The sequence below is a fragment of the Variovorax terrae genome (assembly GCF_022809125.1).
Lineage (GTDB): Bacteria > Pseudomonadota > Gammaproteobacteria > Burkholderiales > Burkholderiaceae_C > Variovorax_A > Variovorax_A terrae.
The window spans coordinates 102,440-117,137 of record NZ_JALGBI010000001.1; the positions used below are offsets into that span (position 1 = coordinate 102,440).

11 protein-coding genes are annotated in these 14,698 nt (G+C 69.1%); 4 read left to right on the forward strand and 7 right to left on the reverse strand.

Annotated features, from left to right (window positions below; translation table 11 throughout):
* Positions 1–31: 31 nt before the first annotated feature.
* Together MMF98_RS00510 and MMF98_RS00515 are read right to left on the reverse strand one after the other, a co-directional pair.
* Complete coding sequence (locus tag MMF98_RS00510) at positions 32–973, reverse strand: DMT family transporter (protein WP_243302910.1); 942 nt, start codon at positions 971–973, stop codon at positions 32–34.
* The gene (locus MMF98_RS00515; RefSeq protein ID WP_243302912.1) at positions 970–1,584 is read right to left on the reverse strand and encodes a LysE family translocator; all 615 of its coding nucleotides are present in this window, start codon (positions 1,582–1,584) and stop codon (positions 970–972) included. Before MMF98_RS00515 ends, MMF98_RS00510 begins: the two co-directional genes overlap by 4 nt.
* Before the next feature lie 113 nt (positions 1,585–1,697).
* Here MMF98_RS00515 and MMF98_RS00520 point away from each other — a divergent pair, with 113 nt between their 5' ends.
* Complete coding sequence (locus MMF98_RS00520) at positions 1,698–3,116, forward strand: aminotransferase-like domain-containing protein (RefSeq protein ID WP_243302914.1); 1,419 nt, start codon at positions 1,698–1,700, stop codon at positions 3,114–3,116.
* 9 nt (positions 3,117–3,125) lie between these two features.
* Here the strand turns inward: MMF98_RS00520 and MMF98_RS00525 are convergent, their stop codons facing one another.
* The 5 genes from MMF98_RS00525 to MMF98_RS00545 all read right to left on the reverse strand — a co-directional run bounded on the left by MMF98_RS00525 (position 3,126) and on the right by MMF98_RS00545 (position 10,274).
* On the reverse strand, positions 3,126–4,745 hold the full coding sequence (locus MMF98_RS00525; RefSeq protein ID WP_243302916.1) for a phospholipase D family protein: 1,620 nt from the start codon (positions 4,743–4,745) through the stop codon (positions 3,126–3,128).
* Positions 4,746–4,823: 78 nt separating this feature from the next.
* Positions 4,824–6,716, reverse strand: coding sequence for an ATP-binding cassette domain-containing protein (locus tag MMF98_RS00530; protein WP_243302918.1), 1,893 nt, complete (start codon positions 6,714–6,716; stop codon positions 4,824–4,826).
* A 141-nt stretch (positions 6,717–6,857) separates the two neighbouring features.
* A complete protein-coding gene (locus MMF98_RS00535) occupies positions 6,858–7,940 on the reverse strand; it encodes a porin (RefSeq protein ID WP_243302921.1) in 1,083 nt (360 codons plus the stop codon).
* A gap of 172 nt (positions 7,941–8,112) precedes the next feature.
* Positions 8,113–9,243, reverse strand: a complete 1,131-nt coding sequence (locus MMF98_RS00540; RefSeq protein WP_243302924.1) for an ABC transporter substrate-binding protein — start codon at positions 9,241–9,243, stop codon at positions 8,113–8,115.
* Positions 9,244–9,302: 59 nt separating this feature from the next.
* Positions 9,303–10,274 (reverse strand): Bug family tripartite tricarboxylate transporter substrate binding protein, encoded by a 972-nt coding sequence (locus MMF98_RS00545; protein ID WP_243302926.1) that lies wholly within the window; start codon positions 10,272–10,274, stop codon positions 9,303–9,305.
* 293 nt (positions 10,275–10,567) lie between these two features.
* On the opposite strand from MMF98_RS00545, the gene MMF98_RS00550 reads away from it, so the two are divergent.
* The 3 genes from MMF98_RS00550 to MMF98_RS00560 all read left to right on the forward strand — a co-directional run bounded on the left by MMF98_RS00550 (position 10,568) and on the right by MMF98_RS00560 (position 14,384).
* Positions 10,568–11,467, forward strand: a complete 900-nt coding sequence (locus MMF98_RS00550; protein WP_243302927.1) for a LysR substrate-binding domain-containing protein — start codon at positions 10,568–10,570, stop codon at positions 11,465–11,467.
* 137 nt (positions 11,468–11,604) lie between these two features.
* Positions 11,605–12,120: a (2Fe-2S)-binding protein gene (locus MMF98_RS00555; protein ID WP_243302929.1), complete on the forward strand. Its 516-nt coding sequence runs from the start codon at positions 11,605–11,607 to the stop codon at positions 12,118–12,120.
* Positions 12,117–14,384 (forward strand): xanthine dehydrogenase family protein molybdopterin-binding subunit, encoded by a 2,268-nt coding sequence (locus MMF98_RS00560; RefSeq protein WP_243302932.1) that lies wholly within the window; start codon positions 12,117–12,119, stop codon positions 14,382–14,384. Before MMF98_RS00555 ends, MMF98_RS00560 begins: the two co-directional genes overlap by 4 nt.
* Positions 14,385–14,698: the final 314 nt, after the last annotated feature.

Sequence of the window (14,698 nt, forward strand, 5' to 3'; positions counted from 1 at the left end):
CACACAACAATCCTCGCCGGCCAGAGAGCGGTCAGGCCGGCCGTATCGGCATTTTCTTCCCGATGAACACCGAGGCGATCACGGCCAGCGCAAAACCCACCGTCACCGCGTCCAGCGACTCGCCCAGGAGCGGCACCGAGAACACCATGCTCATGAACGGCTGCACCAGCTGCACCTGGCTCACGCGCACGGTGCCGCCTAGCGCCAGGCCGCGGTACCAGGCAAAAAAACCGAGCCACATCGAAAACAGGCTCACATAGGCAAAACCCAGCCAGGCGGCGGGGCGCACCGGCACCGCCGGCCAGGTGAGCAGCGCCGCCGGCACGGTGATGGGCAGCGCCACCACCAGTGCCCAGCAGATCACGTGGTCGGCCCGCAGGTGCGCCGACAGCCGCGCCCCATAGGCATAGCCGACGGCCGCGCACAGCATGGCCAGCAACAGCAGCGCGTCGGCGAACTGCAGGCCCGGGCCGGCCGCGCCCGGCTCGTGGCGCAGCAGCGCGAAGCCGATCACCAGCGCGCTGCCGGCCAGCGCGCAGAGCCAGAAGCCCATGCTTGGGCGCTGCCGCGCGAGCAGCGCGCCGACCGCGGCGGTGGCCAGCGGCAGCACGCCCAGCATCACGCTGGCATGCACGCTTTCCACATGGCGCATCGCGACCGAGGTGAGCAGCGGGAAGCCGAACACCACGCCGAGCGAGGTGATGACGATGGGCAGCCCGTCGGCGGGCTGCGGCCGCGGCGCGCGCGTGAGGATCAGGAACAGCACCGACAGCGCGCCCGCCACCGCCGCCCGGCCCAGCGCAACGAACAGGCCCGAGAGCTGCGGCGCCTCGGCGCTGCCGACGGCCAGCCGCGTCATCGGCAGGCTGAAGGCGAAGATGGTCACGCCCAGCACCCCGAGCCAGAGGCCGCGGGTCTCCTGCCGCTGCGCGCGGGCGCCCTGCAGCGCCGGGTTGGCGGTGGCGGGGCTCATACCGTCACCATCCAGGCCGCCGTGGCCGCCAGCACCGCGGCCAGCGCGCGGTTGAACCACAGCAGCCGCCGTCCCTGCGCCAGCCACTGGCGCAGCAGCGAGCCGGCCAGCGCATAGGTGAAGTTGCTGGTGAAGGCGAACAGCAGCATCACCGCGCAGATGATCGCCAGCCGCTGGCCCGGGTTGGGCGCGGGCTGGCCCAGTGCGTTGACGACCCAGCCCGCCGTGAGCGTGAGCGCCAGCATCCAGGCCTTGATGTTGAGGAACTGCAGGCCCACGCCCTGCCAGAAGCCGATGTCGAGCTTCGAGGCCTCCACCTGCGCGAGCTGGCGGGTACCGCTGAGCTTGAACGCCAGCCACAGCATGTAGGCCACGCCCGCGAGCTTGACGGCCCAGCGCAGCGCCGGCGCGCCGGTGACCAGCGCACCCAGCCCGAGGCCGCTGGCCAGCATCAGCAGCGTCCAGCCGGCGGGCACGGCGAGGCAGAAGCGCAGCGCGCGGCGCAGGCCGAAGTTGGCGGCCAGCGCGGTGGATAGCGTGGTGTTGGGCCCCGGCGAAAAGCTCATCGCGGTGCAGAACACGAACAGGGTGAGGAGTTCTTCAGGGGTCATGCTTGCCAATCCAGTCACTTCACTTTATGCTTTGGAGGAAGTACACGACCAGTACAGTTTGGCGGATCAGTCGCATAACTGTACTGGTTTTCGTGACCACACACCCATTCTCGATGCTGACGAAAACTTCCTCCCAGTCGCTGACCGAGCAGCTCGCCTCGCGCTTTGCCACTCGCATCCGCGACCGGCTGCTGGCGCCGGGCGCGCGGCTGCCCTCGGTGCGCCAGTGCGCGCAGGCGCAGGGCGTGAGCCCCTCCACCGTGGTGGCGGCCTATGACCAGCTGCTGGCGCAGGGGCTGGTCGAGGCGCGCAAGAATCGCGGCTTTTTCGTGCGGGAAATGGCACAGGTCCGCGAGCCGCGGTCTTCGGATGCTATCAATTCGGTAGCAACCGAGCTGCCGGGGCCGCGCGCGCCGATGAACGCCACGGCGCTGATCCGCGGCATGTTCCAGCGCCCGAGCGACAAGCCGCAGCCCGGCATGGGCGCCTTTCCGCCCGAGTGGCTGGAAACCACCTTCATGCCGGCGGCGGTGCGCAAGGTCACGGGCACGCGCGCGCTGCAGGAGTTCTCGCTGCAGTACGGCGAGCCGGCCGGCGACCTGGGGCTGCGCCGCGCGCTGTCGCACAAGCTCGCGGGGCTCAACGTGCCGGCCGCGCCGGAGCAGATCATCACCACCGTCGGCGCCACCCATGCGCTGGACATTGTGAGCCGCACGCTGCTGCGCGCGGGCGACCCGGTGATGGTGGAGGAGCCGGGCTGGGCCATCGAGTTCGCGCGGCTCGACGCCATGGGCATGCGCATCCTGCCGGTGCCGCGCCGCGCCGACGGGCCCGACCTGGCGGTAATGGCGCGCTACTGCGAAGTCCACAGCCCCAAGCTGTTCGTGAGCGTGAGCGTGTTCCACAACCCGACGGGCTACTGCCTCACGCCGGGCAGCGCGCACCGGGTGCTGCAGTTGGCCAACGCGCACGATTTCCACATCGTCGAGGACGACACCTACAGCCACATCGCGCCCGACCACGCCACGCGCCTGAGCTCGCTCGACGGGCTGCAGCGCACGGTCTACGTCAACGGCTTCGCCAAGATCCTGGCGCCGAACTGGCGCATCGGCTTCCTGGCTGCGCCGCCGGCGCTGGCGGAGCGCCTGCTCGACACCAAGCTGCTGGCCACGCTGACCACCCCCGCGCTGCTGGAAAAGGCGCTGGCCTGGTGCATCGAGCAGGGCCAGCTGCGCCGCCATGCCGAGCGCATCCGCACCCGGCTCGACCTGGCGCGCGCGCGCAGCGTGAAGCTGGCGCTGGCCGCGGGCTGCACCTTTGCCGCCGAGCCGGCCGGGCTGTTCGGCTGGGTCGACACGGGGGTGGACACCGACGCGCTGGCCCTGCGCATGCTGGACGCGGGCTACCTGCTGGCGCCGGGCTCGCTGTTCCATGCGGGGCGCAAGCCCGGCACGCTGATGCGGATCAATTTCGCGAGCACGCAGGACGCGGCGTTCTGGAAGAAGTACGCCGAGATGGTGCGGCGCCCGTGAGGCGGCGCCTCACAGCAGCTCGTCGGGCGCGAACGGCGCGATCAGGCGCAGCATGAGCCGCAGGCCCAGGCTGGTGTCGGGCTCGTGGGTGGTGTCGGGCGCGCCCGAGCCGAGCGGCGCATGCCAGAGCAGCCCGCCGTCGGGCCGCAGTTCCACCCGGTAGGCGCTGTCGAGCAGGTGCGGCTCGATCAGCGCGGCGGTGTCGCGCGCCATGGCGGGGCTGCGGATCAGCAGCGCGATCTCGGTGTTCTGCAGCTGCGAGCGCAGGTCCAGGTTCATCGAGCCCACCACCAGCAGCCGCGTGTCCTGGATCAGCAGCTTGGCATGCAGCATCGCGCGCGAGCTGCTGCCGGCGCCGCTGCCCGACGAGCCGAAGGCGCGGTGCGGGTTGGGCAGCTCGCTGCGCATCTCGTACAGCTCCACGCCCATGCGCAGCAGCGCGGTGCGGTAGCGCGCGTAGCCTACGTGGGCCGCTGGCGCGTCGTTGGAGGCCAGCGAATTGGTCAGCACGCGGATGCGCACGCCGCGCGCGCGCAGGTCGGCGAACAGCGCCATCATGCGCGAGCCCGGCACGAAGTAGGGCGAGATGATCAGCAGGTCGCGGCGCGCCTGCGCCATCAGGTTCAGCAGGCCGTCGACCAACGTATCTTCGCGGTCGGCCTCCTCGTCGGCCGCGGCGATCTTGTCGGGCTTGTCCGCCAGCATGATGGCGGGCGCCCAGGTGAGGGTGATCTTCTGCAGCTCCAGCCGGGCTGCCAGCGGGTCGGCCGCGGGGGCGGTGTCGGGCAGCACGGTGGCGGTGGCGCTGGCTGGCGGCGGGGGCGCGGCCGGGGTGGCGGGCTCGGTCGCCTGCAGCGCGTCCAGCTCGGCGCGCGAGACCAGCGCCTGCACCGGATAGGCCAGCTGGTTGTTCCAGTAGCTGTCGAAGCTGGCCGACAGGTCACGCACGATGGCGCCGGCGGCCAGCACGTCGACGTCGACGAAGTTGCTGTCGGCGCTCTCGCCGAAATAGGTGTCGCCCAGGTTGCGCCCGCCGGTGATGCCGATGGCGTTGTCGGCGATGAACAGCTTGTTGTGCATGCGCTGCTGCAGGCGCGAGATCTCGCCGAGCGAGCCGAGCACGCGCCCGACCAGCGAATGGCGCGAGCCCGGCAGCGGATTGAACAGCCGGATCTGAACGCCGGGCTCGTGCGCCAGCCGCAGCACCTGGGCATCGGGGCCCACGGTGTTGAAGTCGTCCAGCAGGATGCGGATGCGCACGCCGCGGCGCGCCGCATCGCGCATGGCCTCGAGCAGCCGCTCGGTGCTGCTGTCGGCGTGGATCGCGTAGTACTGCAGGTCCAGCGTCTGCTGGGCCGCCTCGATCAGCGCCAGCCGGCCGGCGTAGGCGAGCTGCGCGTTCACCAGCAGGCGAAAGCCCGAGGGGTGGTGGGCACCGTCGGCGGCCTGGCGCGCCAGCACCAGCTGGCCGAGCCGGGTGTCCTGCGGGTCGGCCAGCGCGGTGGACACCGGGCGCTCCCCGGGCGGCGGCAGGCTGGCGCAGCCGGCCAGCCAGGCCGCCAGGAGCAGCAGGCCCAGCCAGCGCCACGGGGCGGTGGACAGGACCGGGCGGCGAAGGTGGAGGGGCATGGCGGCGTCGGAGGAGGGCTCACTCGGGGGCAGGCCCACTGTAGCGCAACCCGCCACGCCGCTCGGGGCGGCGGGCTCCTAGGCGCCGCTGCCCAGCGTCTCCCAGCGTTCCAGCGCCGCCATCAGCTCGTTCTCGATCTCGGCGTGGCGGGCGTTGAGCTGCGCCGCGCGGTCGGCATCGCGCAGGTAGATGCTGCCCTGGGTGTCGTCGGCCAGCTCGGCCTGCACGGCCTGCTGTTCCTGCTCGAGCGCGGAAATCAGGCCGGGCAGGGCGTCGAGTTCGCGCTGCTCCTTGTAGCTCAGCTTCTTTTTTGATAGCACGCTTTGACCGCCCGATGTGGACTGTGGCGTGTTTTGGCTCGAAACCGGGGCCTTGGCGGCCGGTTTGGCGGCCTGCGCGATCTCGCGCGCGCGGCGCGACTGCGTGAGCCAGTCCTGCACGCCGCCCTCGTACTCGCGCCACAGGCCGTCGTCCTCGAAGGCCAGGGTGCTGGTGACCACGTTGTCCAGGAAGGTGCGGTCGTGGCTGACCAGGAACACCGTGCCATCGTAGTTCTGCAGCAGGTCTTCCAGCAGTTCCAGCGTGTCGATGTCCAGGTCGTTGGTGGGCTCGTCGAGCACCAGCACGTTGGCCGGCCGCGCGAACAGCCGCGCCAGCAGCAGGCGGTTGCGCTCGCCGCCCGAGAGCGAGCGCACCGGCGAGGTGGCGCGCGCGGGCGAGAACAGGAAGTCGCCCAGGTAGCTCTTCACATGCTTGCGCTGGTTGCCGATCTCGATCCACTCGCTGCCGGGGCTGATGAAGTCCTCCAGCGCGGCGTCGAGGTTCAGCGCCTCGCGCATCTGGTCGAAATAGGCCACCTGCAGGTTGGCGCCCTGGCGCACCTTGCCGCTGTCGGGCGCGAGCTCGCCCAGGATCAGCTTGAGCAGGGTGGTCTTGCCGGCGCCGTTGGGGCCGATCAGGCCGACCTTGTCGCCGCGCAGGATGGTGCCGCTGAAATTGCGCACGATGGTCTTGTCGCCGAATGCCTTGCTCACGTCGGTCAGCTCGGCCACGATCTTGCCGCTGGACTGGCCCGAGGCCAGGTCCATGTTGACGCTGCCCAGCGCCTCGCGCCGGGCCGAGCGGTTGGCGCGCAGCGCCTCCAGCCGGTTGATGCGGCTCTGGCTGCGCGTGCGGCGCGCCTCCACGCCCTTGCGGATCCAGATCTCCTCTTGCGCCAGCAGCTTGTCGGCCTTGGCGCTGATGACGGCCTCCTGCGCCAGCTGCTCCTCTTTCTGCAGCAGGTACTGCGCGAAGTTGCCGGGGTAGGAGCGCAGCTGGCCGCGGTCGAGCTCGACGATGCGGGTGGCCACGCGGTCGAGGAAGGAGCGGTCGTGGGTGATGGTGACCACGCTGCCCTTGAAGTCGATCAGCAGGTCTTCCAGCCAGGTGATGGAGTCGAGGTCGAGGTGGTTGGTCGGCTCGTCGAGCAGCAGCACGTCGGGCTGCGATACCAGCGCCTGGGCCAGGGCCACGCGCTTCTTGGTGCCGCCCGAGAGGGTGCTGATCCGCGCCTCGCGGTCCAGGTGCAGGCGGTGCAGGGTTTCCTCCACCCGCTGCTCCCAGTTCCAGCCGTCCTGTGCCTCGATCGCGCCTTGCAGCGCGTCGAGGTCGCCCTGGCCGTGGGTGTATTCATCGATCAGCCGGATCACGTTGGCGATGCCGGCGCTGGCGGCCTCGAAGATTGTGGCGTCCGGGTCGAGCACCGGTTCCTGCGCCACATAGGCGATGCGCAGGTTCTGCTGCAGCTGCAAGGTGCCGTCGTCGGGTTTTTCGAGCCCGCCCAAAATCTTGAGCAGCGAGGATTTGCCGGCGCCGTTGCGTCCGATCAGGCCCACGCGTTCGTTGGATTCGAGGGCAAAGTCGGTGTGGTCGAGCAGGGCAACGTGGCCGAAGGCCAGTTGCGCATTGAGTAGGGTGATGAGTGCCATGGGAGCCGGTGATTATCCGGTGCCGGCGTGACCTCGCCTGCCGCGGGGGTCGAAAGCCGGCCTGCGAGCCTCCCGGCGCCACTCGGCTGCACCGCGCCCCGGGCGGTGGGCCTGGGGCGCGGGAAGGCTATCGCCGGGCGCTCAGAAGCGGTGCCGCACGCCCGCCACGAACGTGGTGCCAGATTGCAGGTTGGTGACCTGGTCCCGCATGGCCACCACGTAGAGATCGGTCCGCTTGGAGAGGAAATGGTCGTAGCCCAGGCTGTAGGTCGAGCGCTTGACATCCGCCACGGCCGTTTCGCTTCTCGTCGTCCTGGCGCCCGACAGGAGGATGAATCCGGTGCCCACGGGGATCGACGTGCCGATCTGCGAGGTGCGGAAGCGCCGGTTGCGGGGCGCGGGCAGGTCGATGTCGGTGCGGCTGTGCGACACGAAGGCCTTGGCGGCGCCGAAGTCGTAGGACAGGCCGAACTGGTCCGTGTTCTGCTGGGATTTCTGGTTGGCCGCGGGCACGGCCGGGGGCGCCGGCATCGTCGGCGCATGGACCCGCTCGCCGCCCAGTCCGGCGAAGAGCGGCCCGTTCTCGTAGGTCAGGCTGTAGCTGATGCGCCGGTTGGCGTTGCTGCTGTTGGCCACCTCTCCCAGCGAATAGGCCAGCGTGCCCTGGAAGCCATTGAGCTTGGGCGATGCGTAGGTGGCCGCGTTGCTGTAGCCGGAGTCGGATACCGCCGCGGGGCCTCCCGAGGCCACCGCCGCCTCCAGCGGCTGGCCCCCGACATAGGTGTGAAGCAGGTAGGGCCCGAGCGAGGTGGACTCGGCATACGGGCTGAGGCGGATCGCCAGCAGGAAGTTCGGCGAGCTCATGCGGCCCAGGCGCACCGAGCCCCAGCCACCCTGGAGTCCGACCCAGCTCGAGCGGGAGAAGACGGTGTCACCCGTGTAGCGCCCGAAATCGCCCGAATCGGGCCGGAACGAGCCGCTGATGTCGAAGATCGCGCTCGACCCGCCTCCAAGGTCTTCGCTGCCCCGGAAGCCCCAGTACGACGTCGTCAGCCCGCCGCCGTCGACGTTGGTGGTGTGCGCGCCGCTCGCGCTGGCCAGCTGCTTCTTGCCCATGTAGGTGTCGATCACCCCGTACACCGTGACGCTCGATTGCGCCGCTGCTCCACCGCAAGCCAAAAGAATGCCCGCGGCAAGCCCCGAAAGGCGCCGATAGTCGCTCATGATTAGTCTCCGTCAGGTTAGATGTGCTTGAGGGCTGCTGCCCCCGGTTTCGATGTGCTCCCTGCTGCGGATACGGCCCTTGCAGCAGAGATGTTTCGAATCGTAGACAAGGTCATCAATACACACAAATACAACTTCCATATGCTCATCGATATTAAAAATGTATGGATAGTCACTGCCGTATCTGGCCGGCCTTGCTGATGATGGTCAGCTCCACGTAGTGCGAGCCGGTGCGCGACCCGGGCTTGAACGAGACGACGTAGCCGCCCAGGTCGTACTGCTGCAGGCTCTCCAGCGCGGCGGCGAACGCCTCGCGGCTGGGGCGTGGCCCCGCGCGGCGCACGGCCTCGACGATGACCTTGGCGTTGATGTAGCCCTCCATCATGGCGTAGCTGAGGGGCGTGCCCTCGTCGCCCTTCTTCTGCAGCGCGTCCTGCAGCTGGCGCACCAGCGCGCCCGACAGCTTGTAGGGATTGGGCGTGACCTGCGCGATTGCCACACCCTGCATCTGCTCCTCCGACAGCTGCCGGGCCAACTGCTCCATGTCGGCCTCGGAATGCGCGAAGATCTGGGCGCGCCCGCCGAGCAGCTTGTAGTGCTCGACGAAGGTGGCGGTTGCCGCGGCCGATGCGACCACGATGACGACCTGCGGCTGCCCTTGCGCGATCGCCTGGGCCGCCGCACCCGTCTTCACCGTGCCCGCGGGGTAGCTCCCCGTCGCGACGATGGCCGCGCCCGCTTCGCGGGCGGCCTGCTCGGTCACGGCCAGCACCAGCGTGCCCGCCGGCCCCTGCTCGTGGACGACGGCCAGCCGCTTGACCCCGACGGTGGCCACATGCTCGATGATCTTGCCGATCTCGTCCTTCAGCGACGCGCGCACGCTGTACAGGCCCGGCGTCTCCGGCCGCAGGTCCGCAGAGCGGTAGCCGACCAGGGCCAGGTGCTCCTTCTCGAGGAGGCCGGAGCTCACCAGGTTGGTCACGCTCTGCGACCCGAAGTAGCCCGCCAGCAGCAGCGGGCGGTGCTCCTGGATCAGGCTGCGCGTCACCGACGCCGTCTCGTTGGGCCGGCCGCCGTCGTCCTTTCGCACCAGCAGAAGGGTGTTGCCGTTGACACCGCCGGTCTTGTTGACCTGTTCGAAATACAGCTGCATGCCGGCCGAATAGGAGCGGCCCTGCGCCGCTTCCAGGCCCGTCAGCGGCGCGACCTGGCCCACCACGATCTGCCCGGCGCCCGCGCCGGCTCCCATGCACAGGCTGAACACAAGGGCCAGCACCCCGCGCCGCACGAGATTCATTCCCATGACATCCTCCAAACCAGCTCTTGTGGCTGCTCCCTGATTTGAAATGCCGGCCCTCCGGCTCAGTCGAGCTTGATGTTCTTCGCCTTGATCAGCTTGCCCATGAACTGCGCCTCGCGCTTGATGGCCGCGGCGGTTTCGGTGGGGGTCGGGCCGGTGGGCTCGTTGCCCGCTTCGTCGATGTAGCGCTGCATCTCCGGCGTCTTGGTGATCGCGCTGAGGGCCGAGTACAGCTTCTGCACGATCGCCGGCGGCGTGTTCGCGGGGACCCAGACGCCGACCCAGGTGAAGACTTCGAAGCCGGGGTACACCTCGTTCAGTGTCGGCACGTCGGGCAGCACGGTGCTGCGCTTGTTGCCCGTGTAGGCCAGGGCGCGGACCTTGCCCGACTTGATGTGGGGCAGGGCGGACACCGGCGGCTCCCAGCCCACCATGACCTGGCCGCCGATCACATCGACCATCGCGCCCTGCTTGTAGGGAATGTGCAGCATCTCGACGCCGGCGGCATCCTGGAACAGCTCGAATCCCAGGTGCGACGTGGTGCCCGGGCCGTACGAGGCGAAGGTGACCTTGCCGGGCTGGCTCTTGGCCATGATGACCAGCTCGCGCAGGGACTTGGCCGGGACGTCCTTGTTGACGACCAGGAAGGAGCCGCCGCGGAAGATCTGCGTCACCGGGATGAAGTCCTTCTCCGGGTTGTAAGGCAGCCTCGACAGCAGGAACGGCGCCATCGTGAAGGGGTTGCCGGTGGAGAAAAGGATGGTGTAGCCGTCCGGCGCCGCCTTGGCGACCGCATCCACCCCCAGGGTGGACAGTGCGCCCGGCCTGTTCTCCACCACGACCGGCACCTTCAGGGCCTTGGACAACTTGTCCGCGTACATCCGGGAGAACGCGTCGGAGCCCACGCCGGCGGGGGTCGGCGTGACGATCTTGATCGGCTTGGAAGGCCAGTTGTCCTTCTGTGCGTGGGCAGGGACTGCCGCCATGCCGATGCAGGCGGCGAAAAGGGTTGATAACAGTCGCAGGTACTTCATGGGTGTCTCCGTTCTTTGGGGGCTTGGGGCAATGCTAGGGACCGGCAAGGGAGAATTCCAATACTGGTTGTGCGTCCGAGTTCATATCCAAAAAGTATGGACGGGTCAGACGCGGCGCTGGGCGAGAAACGCGGACAGCCCTCGTGCATCCTCAGGCCCGGGCCGATGCCCAGGGCCGGGGCGCCCGCAGCAGATCGACGAGGCTGGTTGTCTTGCACCGGCGGAATCGTAGAGAATGGCAGTTATATTCGGAAATACTTAATCAGGATGGCCTGTCATATCCCGGAGGTATCATGGAACTTCGCCACCTGCGCTACTTCGTCGCAGTCGCCGAGGAGCTGAATTTCACCCGCGCCGCCGAGCGGCTCTACATCGCGCAGCCCCCCTTGAGCACCCAGATCCGCGGGCTGGAGGAGGAGCTGGGCGTGCAGCTGCTGGAGCGCGACAAGCGGCGCGTCTACCTGACGCAGGCGGGGCGGCATTTCCTGGACCGGGCACGCGCCATCCTGGCCTCGGTGCAGTCGGCCAAGGACGAGGTGAAGAGCGCGGCCTCGGGCGAGGTCGGCAAACTGTCCATCGGTTTCACCGCTTCCTCGATGCTGACCCGGGCGCTGCCGCTGGCGATCCGGAACTACCAGGAGGCCTTTCCTTCGGTCGAACTGAAGATGATGGAGATGCCCTCGCTGCACCAGCTCGACGCCATTCACCAGCGTTCGCTGGACCTCGGTGTCCTGCGCAAGCCGAATGTCGGTGTGCCCACGGGCGTGACCATAGAGGAGTGGTACTCGGCGCCCCTGGTTGCAGCGATGCCGCAGCAGTACGTGCTGACCCAGGGCAAGGGCATCTACATCCGGGAGCTCAAGGAGGTGCCGCTGATCGTGTACCCCCGGGATGCGGGGATCGGGCTCTATTGGAAGGTGCTGGACCTTTGCGCCAAATCGGGCTTCCGTCCGTCCATCATGCAGGAGGCCCGCGATGCGTCGACCATCATTGGCCTGGTCGCGTCCGGCTTTGGCGTCGCCATCGTGCCGCACGACACGCAGTGCATCCAGCTCGAAGGCGTCCTCTACAGCCGCATCCTCGACAAGGACGCCGTGTCCAGCCTGTATCTGGGCCACCGGGACGCCGATGCCAACCCCCATCTCGAAAGCTTCCTGCGCATCCTGCGGTCCGTCGGCGGCACCCGAAAGTAGGGGCGGTCGGCGCAGGCGCGCATAGTGCACCGCCCGGCCCCGTTCTTGCCCGCCCTTGTGGAGGGCTCCCCCTATCGCGGGCCACGCAGTCTCTATATAGTCGTCCGGACACGAAAACGACGCTGAAGGAGGCGGGTGTGGAACTGCAAATCAACGGCCGGCCGGTCCAGGCCGAGGCCGATCCCGACATGCCCCTGCTGTGGGTGCTGCGCGACGTGCTCCACATGACCGGCACCAAGTTCGGCTGCGGCGTGGCCGCCTGCGGCGCCTGCACGGTGCGCATCGATGGCCAGGCGGTGCGCTCCTGCGTGACCCCGGTGTCCACGGTCGCCGGCCGGCGCATCGAGACCATCGAGGCCCTGGGCACGCCCGAGCAGCCGCACCCCTTGCAGGCGGCGTGGATCGCGGAGCAGGTGCCGCAGTGCGGCTATTGCCAGAGCGGCATGCTGATGGCCGCCGCCGCGCTGCTGGCGAAGAAACCCAGGCCGACCGATGCCGACATCGACGAAGCCATCACCAACATCTGCCGCTGCGGCACCTACCAGCGGGTGCGCGCCGCGATCCATCGCGCCGCCGGCACCGCGGCGCCGTCGGGCAGCGTGGCTCGGGCCGCGACAGCGCCCGCTGCCCGGGCGCGGAGCCGGCAGTCATGAGGCGGCGTGCCTGGCTGTTGAGCGCGGCCGGCGCGGCCGGCGCCCTGGTGGTGGGTTGGGGCCTGCTGCCGGCGCGTTCGCGCCTGGGCTCGCCCGGCCTGATGCTGCCATCCGAGGGTGCCGTGGCTCTGAACGGCTGGATCAAGATCGCGGCCGACGGCGCCGTGGTGCTGGCCATGCCGCGCAGCGAAATGGGGCAGGGCGTGTACACCGCGCTGCCCATGCTGGTGGCCGAGGAACTGGACGTGCCGCTGGGGCGGGTGCGCCTGGAGCAGGCCGGGGCCGACACGATCTACGGCAACGTGGCCATGCTGGTGGCCAGCCTGCCATTCCATCCGCTGGAGAGCGAGGCCGAGCCGCGGCCCTTCAAGGTGCGGGCCGGCGAATGGACGGTGTCCAAGATCGCGCGCGAGCTGGGCATCAATGCCACCGGGGGATCTTCCAGCGTAGCCGATGCCTGGGTCGTGCTGCGCACCGCGGCCGCCACGGCGCGGGCCTCGCTGCTGGGCGCCGCCTCGCTGCAGTGGCGGCTGCCGGTGGACGAGCTGTCGGTCCGCGACGGCGTGATCTCGCACCCTTCGGGCAAGACGGCCCGCTACAGCGAGCTGGCCCGCTTTGCTGCCGCCACCCCGCCGGGCACCGTGACCCTCAAGGACCGCAAGGACTGGACGCTGATCGGCCAGCCCGCGCCGCGGCTCGATGTGCCAGCCAAGGTCGACGGCACGGCGACCTACGGCCTTGACGTGCGGCCGCCCGGCCTGGTGTTTGCCGCGATCCGGCTGTGCCCGATGCTGGGCGGCTCGCCCGGCGCCATCGATCCGGCTGCGGCGCTGGCCCTGCCCGGCGTCGAGCGGCTGGTGCGCCTGCCGGCCTATGCCGGCTCGACGGCCGGCTTCGCGGTCGTGGGCCGGACCACCTGGCATGCCCGGCAGGGCGCGCAGGCCGTCGAGGTGCAGTGGCAGCAGCGCCCGCGCGGCCCGCTGGATTCGCGCCGGATCGACAGCCAGCTCGAAGCCGCGGTCCGCACGGAAAAAGGCTTTACCTTCTACGAGACAGGCGATGCGCCAGCCGCCGAGCGCCAGGGGGCCCGCACGGTGGAGGCCTGGTACCGCGCGCCCTATCTGGCGCATGCCACCCTGGAGCCCATGAACTGCACGGCTCAGGTTCGCGAGGGCCGGGTGGAGGTCTGGGTGCCGACCCAGGTGCCGCAGATGTGCCGCGCCATTGCGGCTCAGGTGGCGGGTGTGTCAGTCGACCGCGTGACCCTGCATGTGACCCTGCTGGGCGGCGGGTTCGGCCGCCGGCTGGAGGTGGACTACGTGGCTCAGGCGGTGCGCGTGGCGATGGAGTGCGGTGGCCGACCGGTGCAGCTGGCGTGGTCGCGCGAGGAAGACACCACGCACGACTATTACCGCCCCATGCATGTGGCGCGGCTGCGCGCGGCGCTGGACGCGCAGGGCGGCATCACCAGCCTGAGCATCAAGTCGGCGGGCGATGCCATCACGCCGCGCTGGATGGAGCGCGGCCTGCCTGCCCTGGCGGGGCCGGTCGACATGCCTGACAAGACCACGGCCGAAGGCCTGTTCGATCTGCCCTACGGGGTGGCGAACCAGCACATGGCGCACGTGGCCACGCAGATGGGTGTGCCGGTGGGCTTCTGGCGCTCGGTCGGGCACTCGCACAACGCGTTCTTCTCGGAATGCTTCATGGACGAGCTGGCCGCCGAAACCCGGCAGGACCCGGTGGCACTGCGCCGCCAGTTGCTGGAGCGTGCGCCGCGCCACCTGGCGGTTCTCAACCTGGCGGCGGACAAATCGGGCTGGGGCGGCCCATTGCCGTCTGGACGGGCCCGGGGCGTGGCCCTGCACGAGTCGTTCGGCTCCATCGTGGCCCAGGTGGTGGAGCTGTCGCTGCAGGAGGGCCGGCCGCGTCTGCATCGGGTGACCTGTGTCGTCGACTGCGGCACCGTGGTCAACCCCAACATCGTGGCGCAGCAGATGGAGGGCGCCGTCATCTTCGCGCTGTCGGCGGCGCTCTATGGCCGGGTCGACATCCAGGAGGGTGTGGTGCAGCAAAGCAACTTCCCCAGCTACCCCATGGTCAAGTTGGCTCAGGCACCGCAGGTGCAGACCTGGCTGGTGCCGAGCCGGCGCCCGCCCGGCGGTGTTGGCGAGCCGGGCGTGCCGCCGCTGGCGCCTGCGCTGGCCAATGCACTTTTCGTCCTGACAGGCCAGCGCGCCAGGAGCCTGCCGCTGGCGTCGTGAAGCAAGGCCTGCGGATAATTTTGTGAAGAAGATTTGCCGAGCGGCGAATCTGCGTGTTATAGTCGTGGGCTTCGCTGATGAGATTCAACAAACGGTGTTTGGCGGATCTCCGGGGTGCAGGCTTCAGGGCTGGCAGGACCCAATCGCGGAGTGAGGAGTTGGTGGTTTGAAGGGTTTTTCAGGCAATCAGTAAAAACCCTCAAATTTGACAGAGTTTAAAAAAACGTGTCATAATTCAAGGCTTCGCTGATCACAGCAAGCAGTCGCAGAAAACGGAAGTTGGAAGGCGGCGGATCTTTAAAAACATACAGCCG

Excerpts from the sequence above, each read along its gene's own strand:
- MMF98_RS00520 (WP_243302914.1), top strand. The coding sequence starts at position 1,698 with ATGCTGACGAAAACTTCCTCCCAGTCGCTGACCGAGCAGCTCGCCTCG.
- MMF98_RS00545 (WP_243302926.1), bottom strand. The coding sequence starts at position 10,274 with ATGAAGTACCTGCGACTGTTATCAACCCTTTTCGCCGCCTGCATCGGC.
- MMF98_RS00540 (WP_243302924.1), bottom strand. The coding sequence starts at position 9,243 with ATGGGAATGAATCTCGTGCGGCGCGGGGTGCTGGCCCTTGTGTTCAGC.
- MMF98_RS00550 (WP_243302927.1), top strand. The coding sequence starts at position 10,568 with ATGGAACTTCGCCACCTGCGCTACTTCGTCGCAGTCGCCGAGGAGCTG.
- MMF98_RS00560 (WP_243302932.1), top strand. The coding sequence starts at position 12,117 with ATGAGGCGGCGTGCCTGGCTGTTGAGCGCGGCCGGCGCGGCCGGCGCC.
- MMF98_RS00535 (WP_243302921.1), bottom strand. The coding sequence starts at position 7,940 with ATGAGCGACTATCGGCGCCTTTCGGGGCTTGCCGCGGGCATTCTTTTG.
- MMF98_RS00510 (WP_243302910.1), bottom strand. The coding sequence starts at position 973 with ATGAGCCCCGCCACCGCCAACCCGGCGCTGCAGGGCGCCCGCGCGCAG.
- MMF98_RS00525 (WP_243302916.1), bottom strand. The coding sequence starts at position 4,745 with ATGCCCCTCCACCTTCGCCGCCCGGTCCTGTCCACCGCCCCGTGGCGC.
- MMF98_RS00515 (WP_243302912.1), bottom strand. The coding sequence starts at position 1,584 with ATGACCCCTGAAGAACTCCTCACCCTGTTCGTGTTCTGCACCGCGATG.
- MMF98_RS00530 (WP_243302918.1), bottom strand. The coding sequence starts at position 6,716 with ATGGCACTCATCACCCTACTCAATGCGCAACTGGCCTTCGGCCACGTT.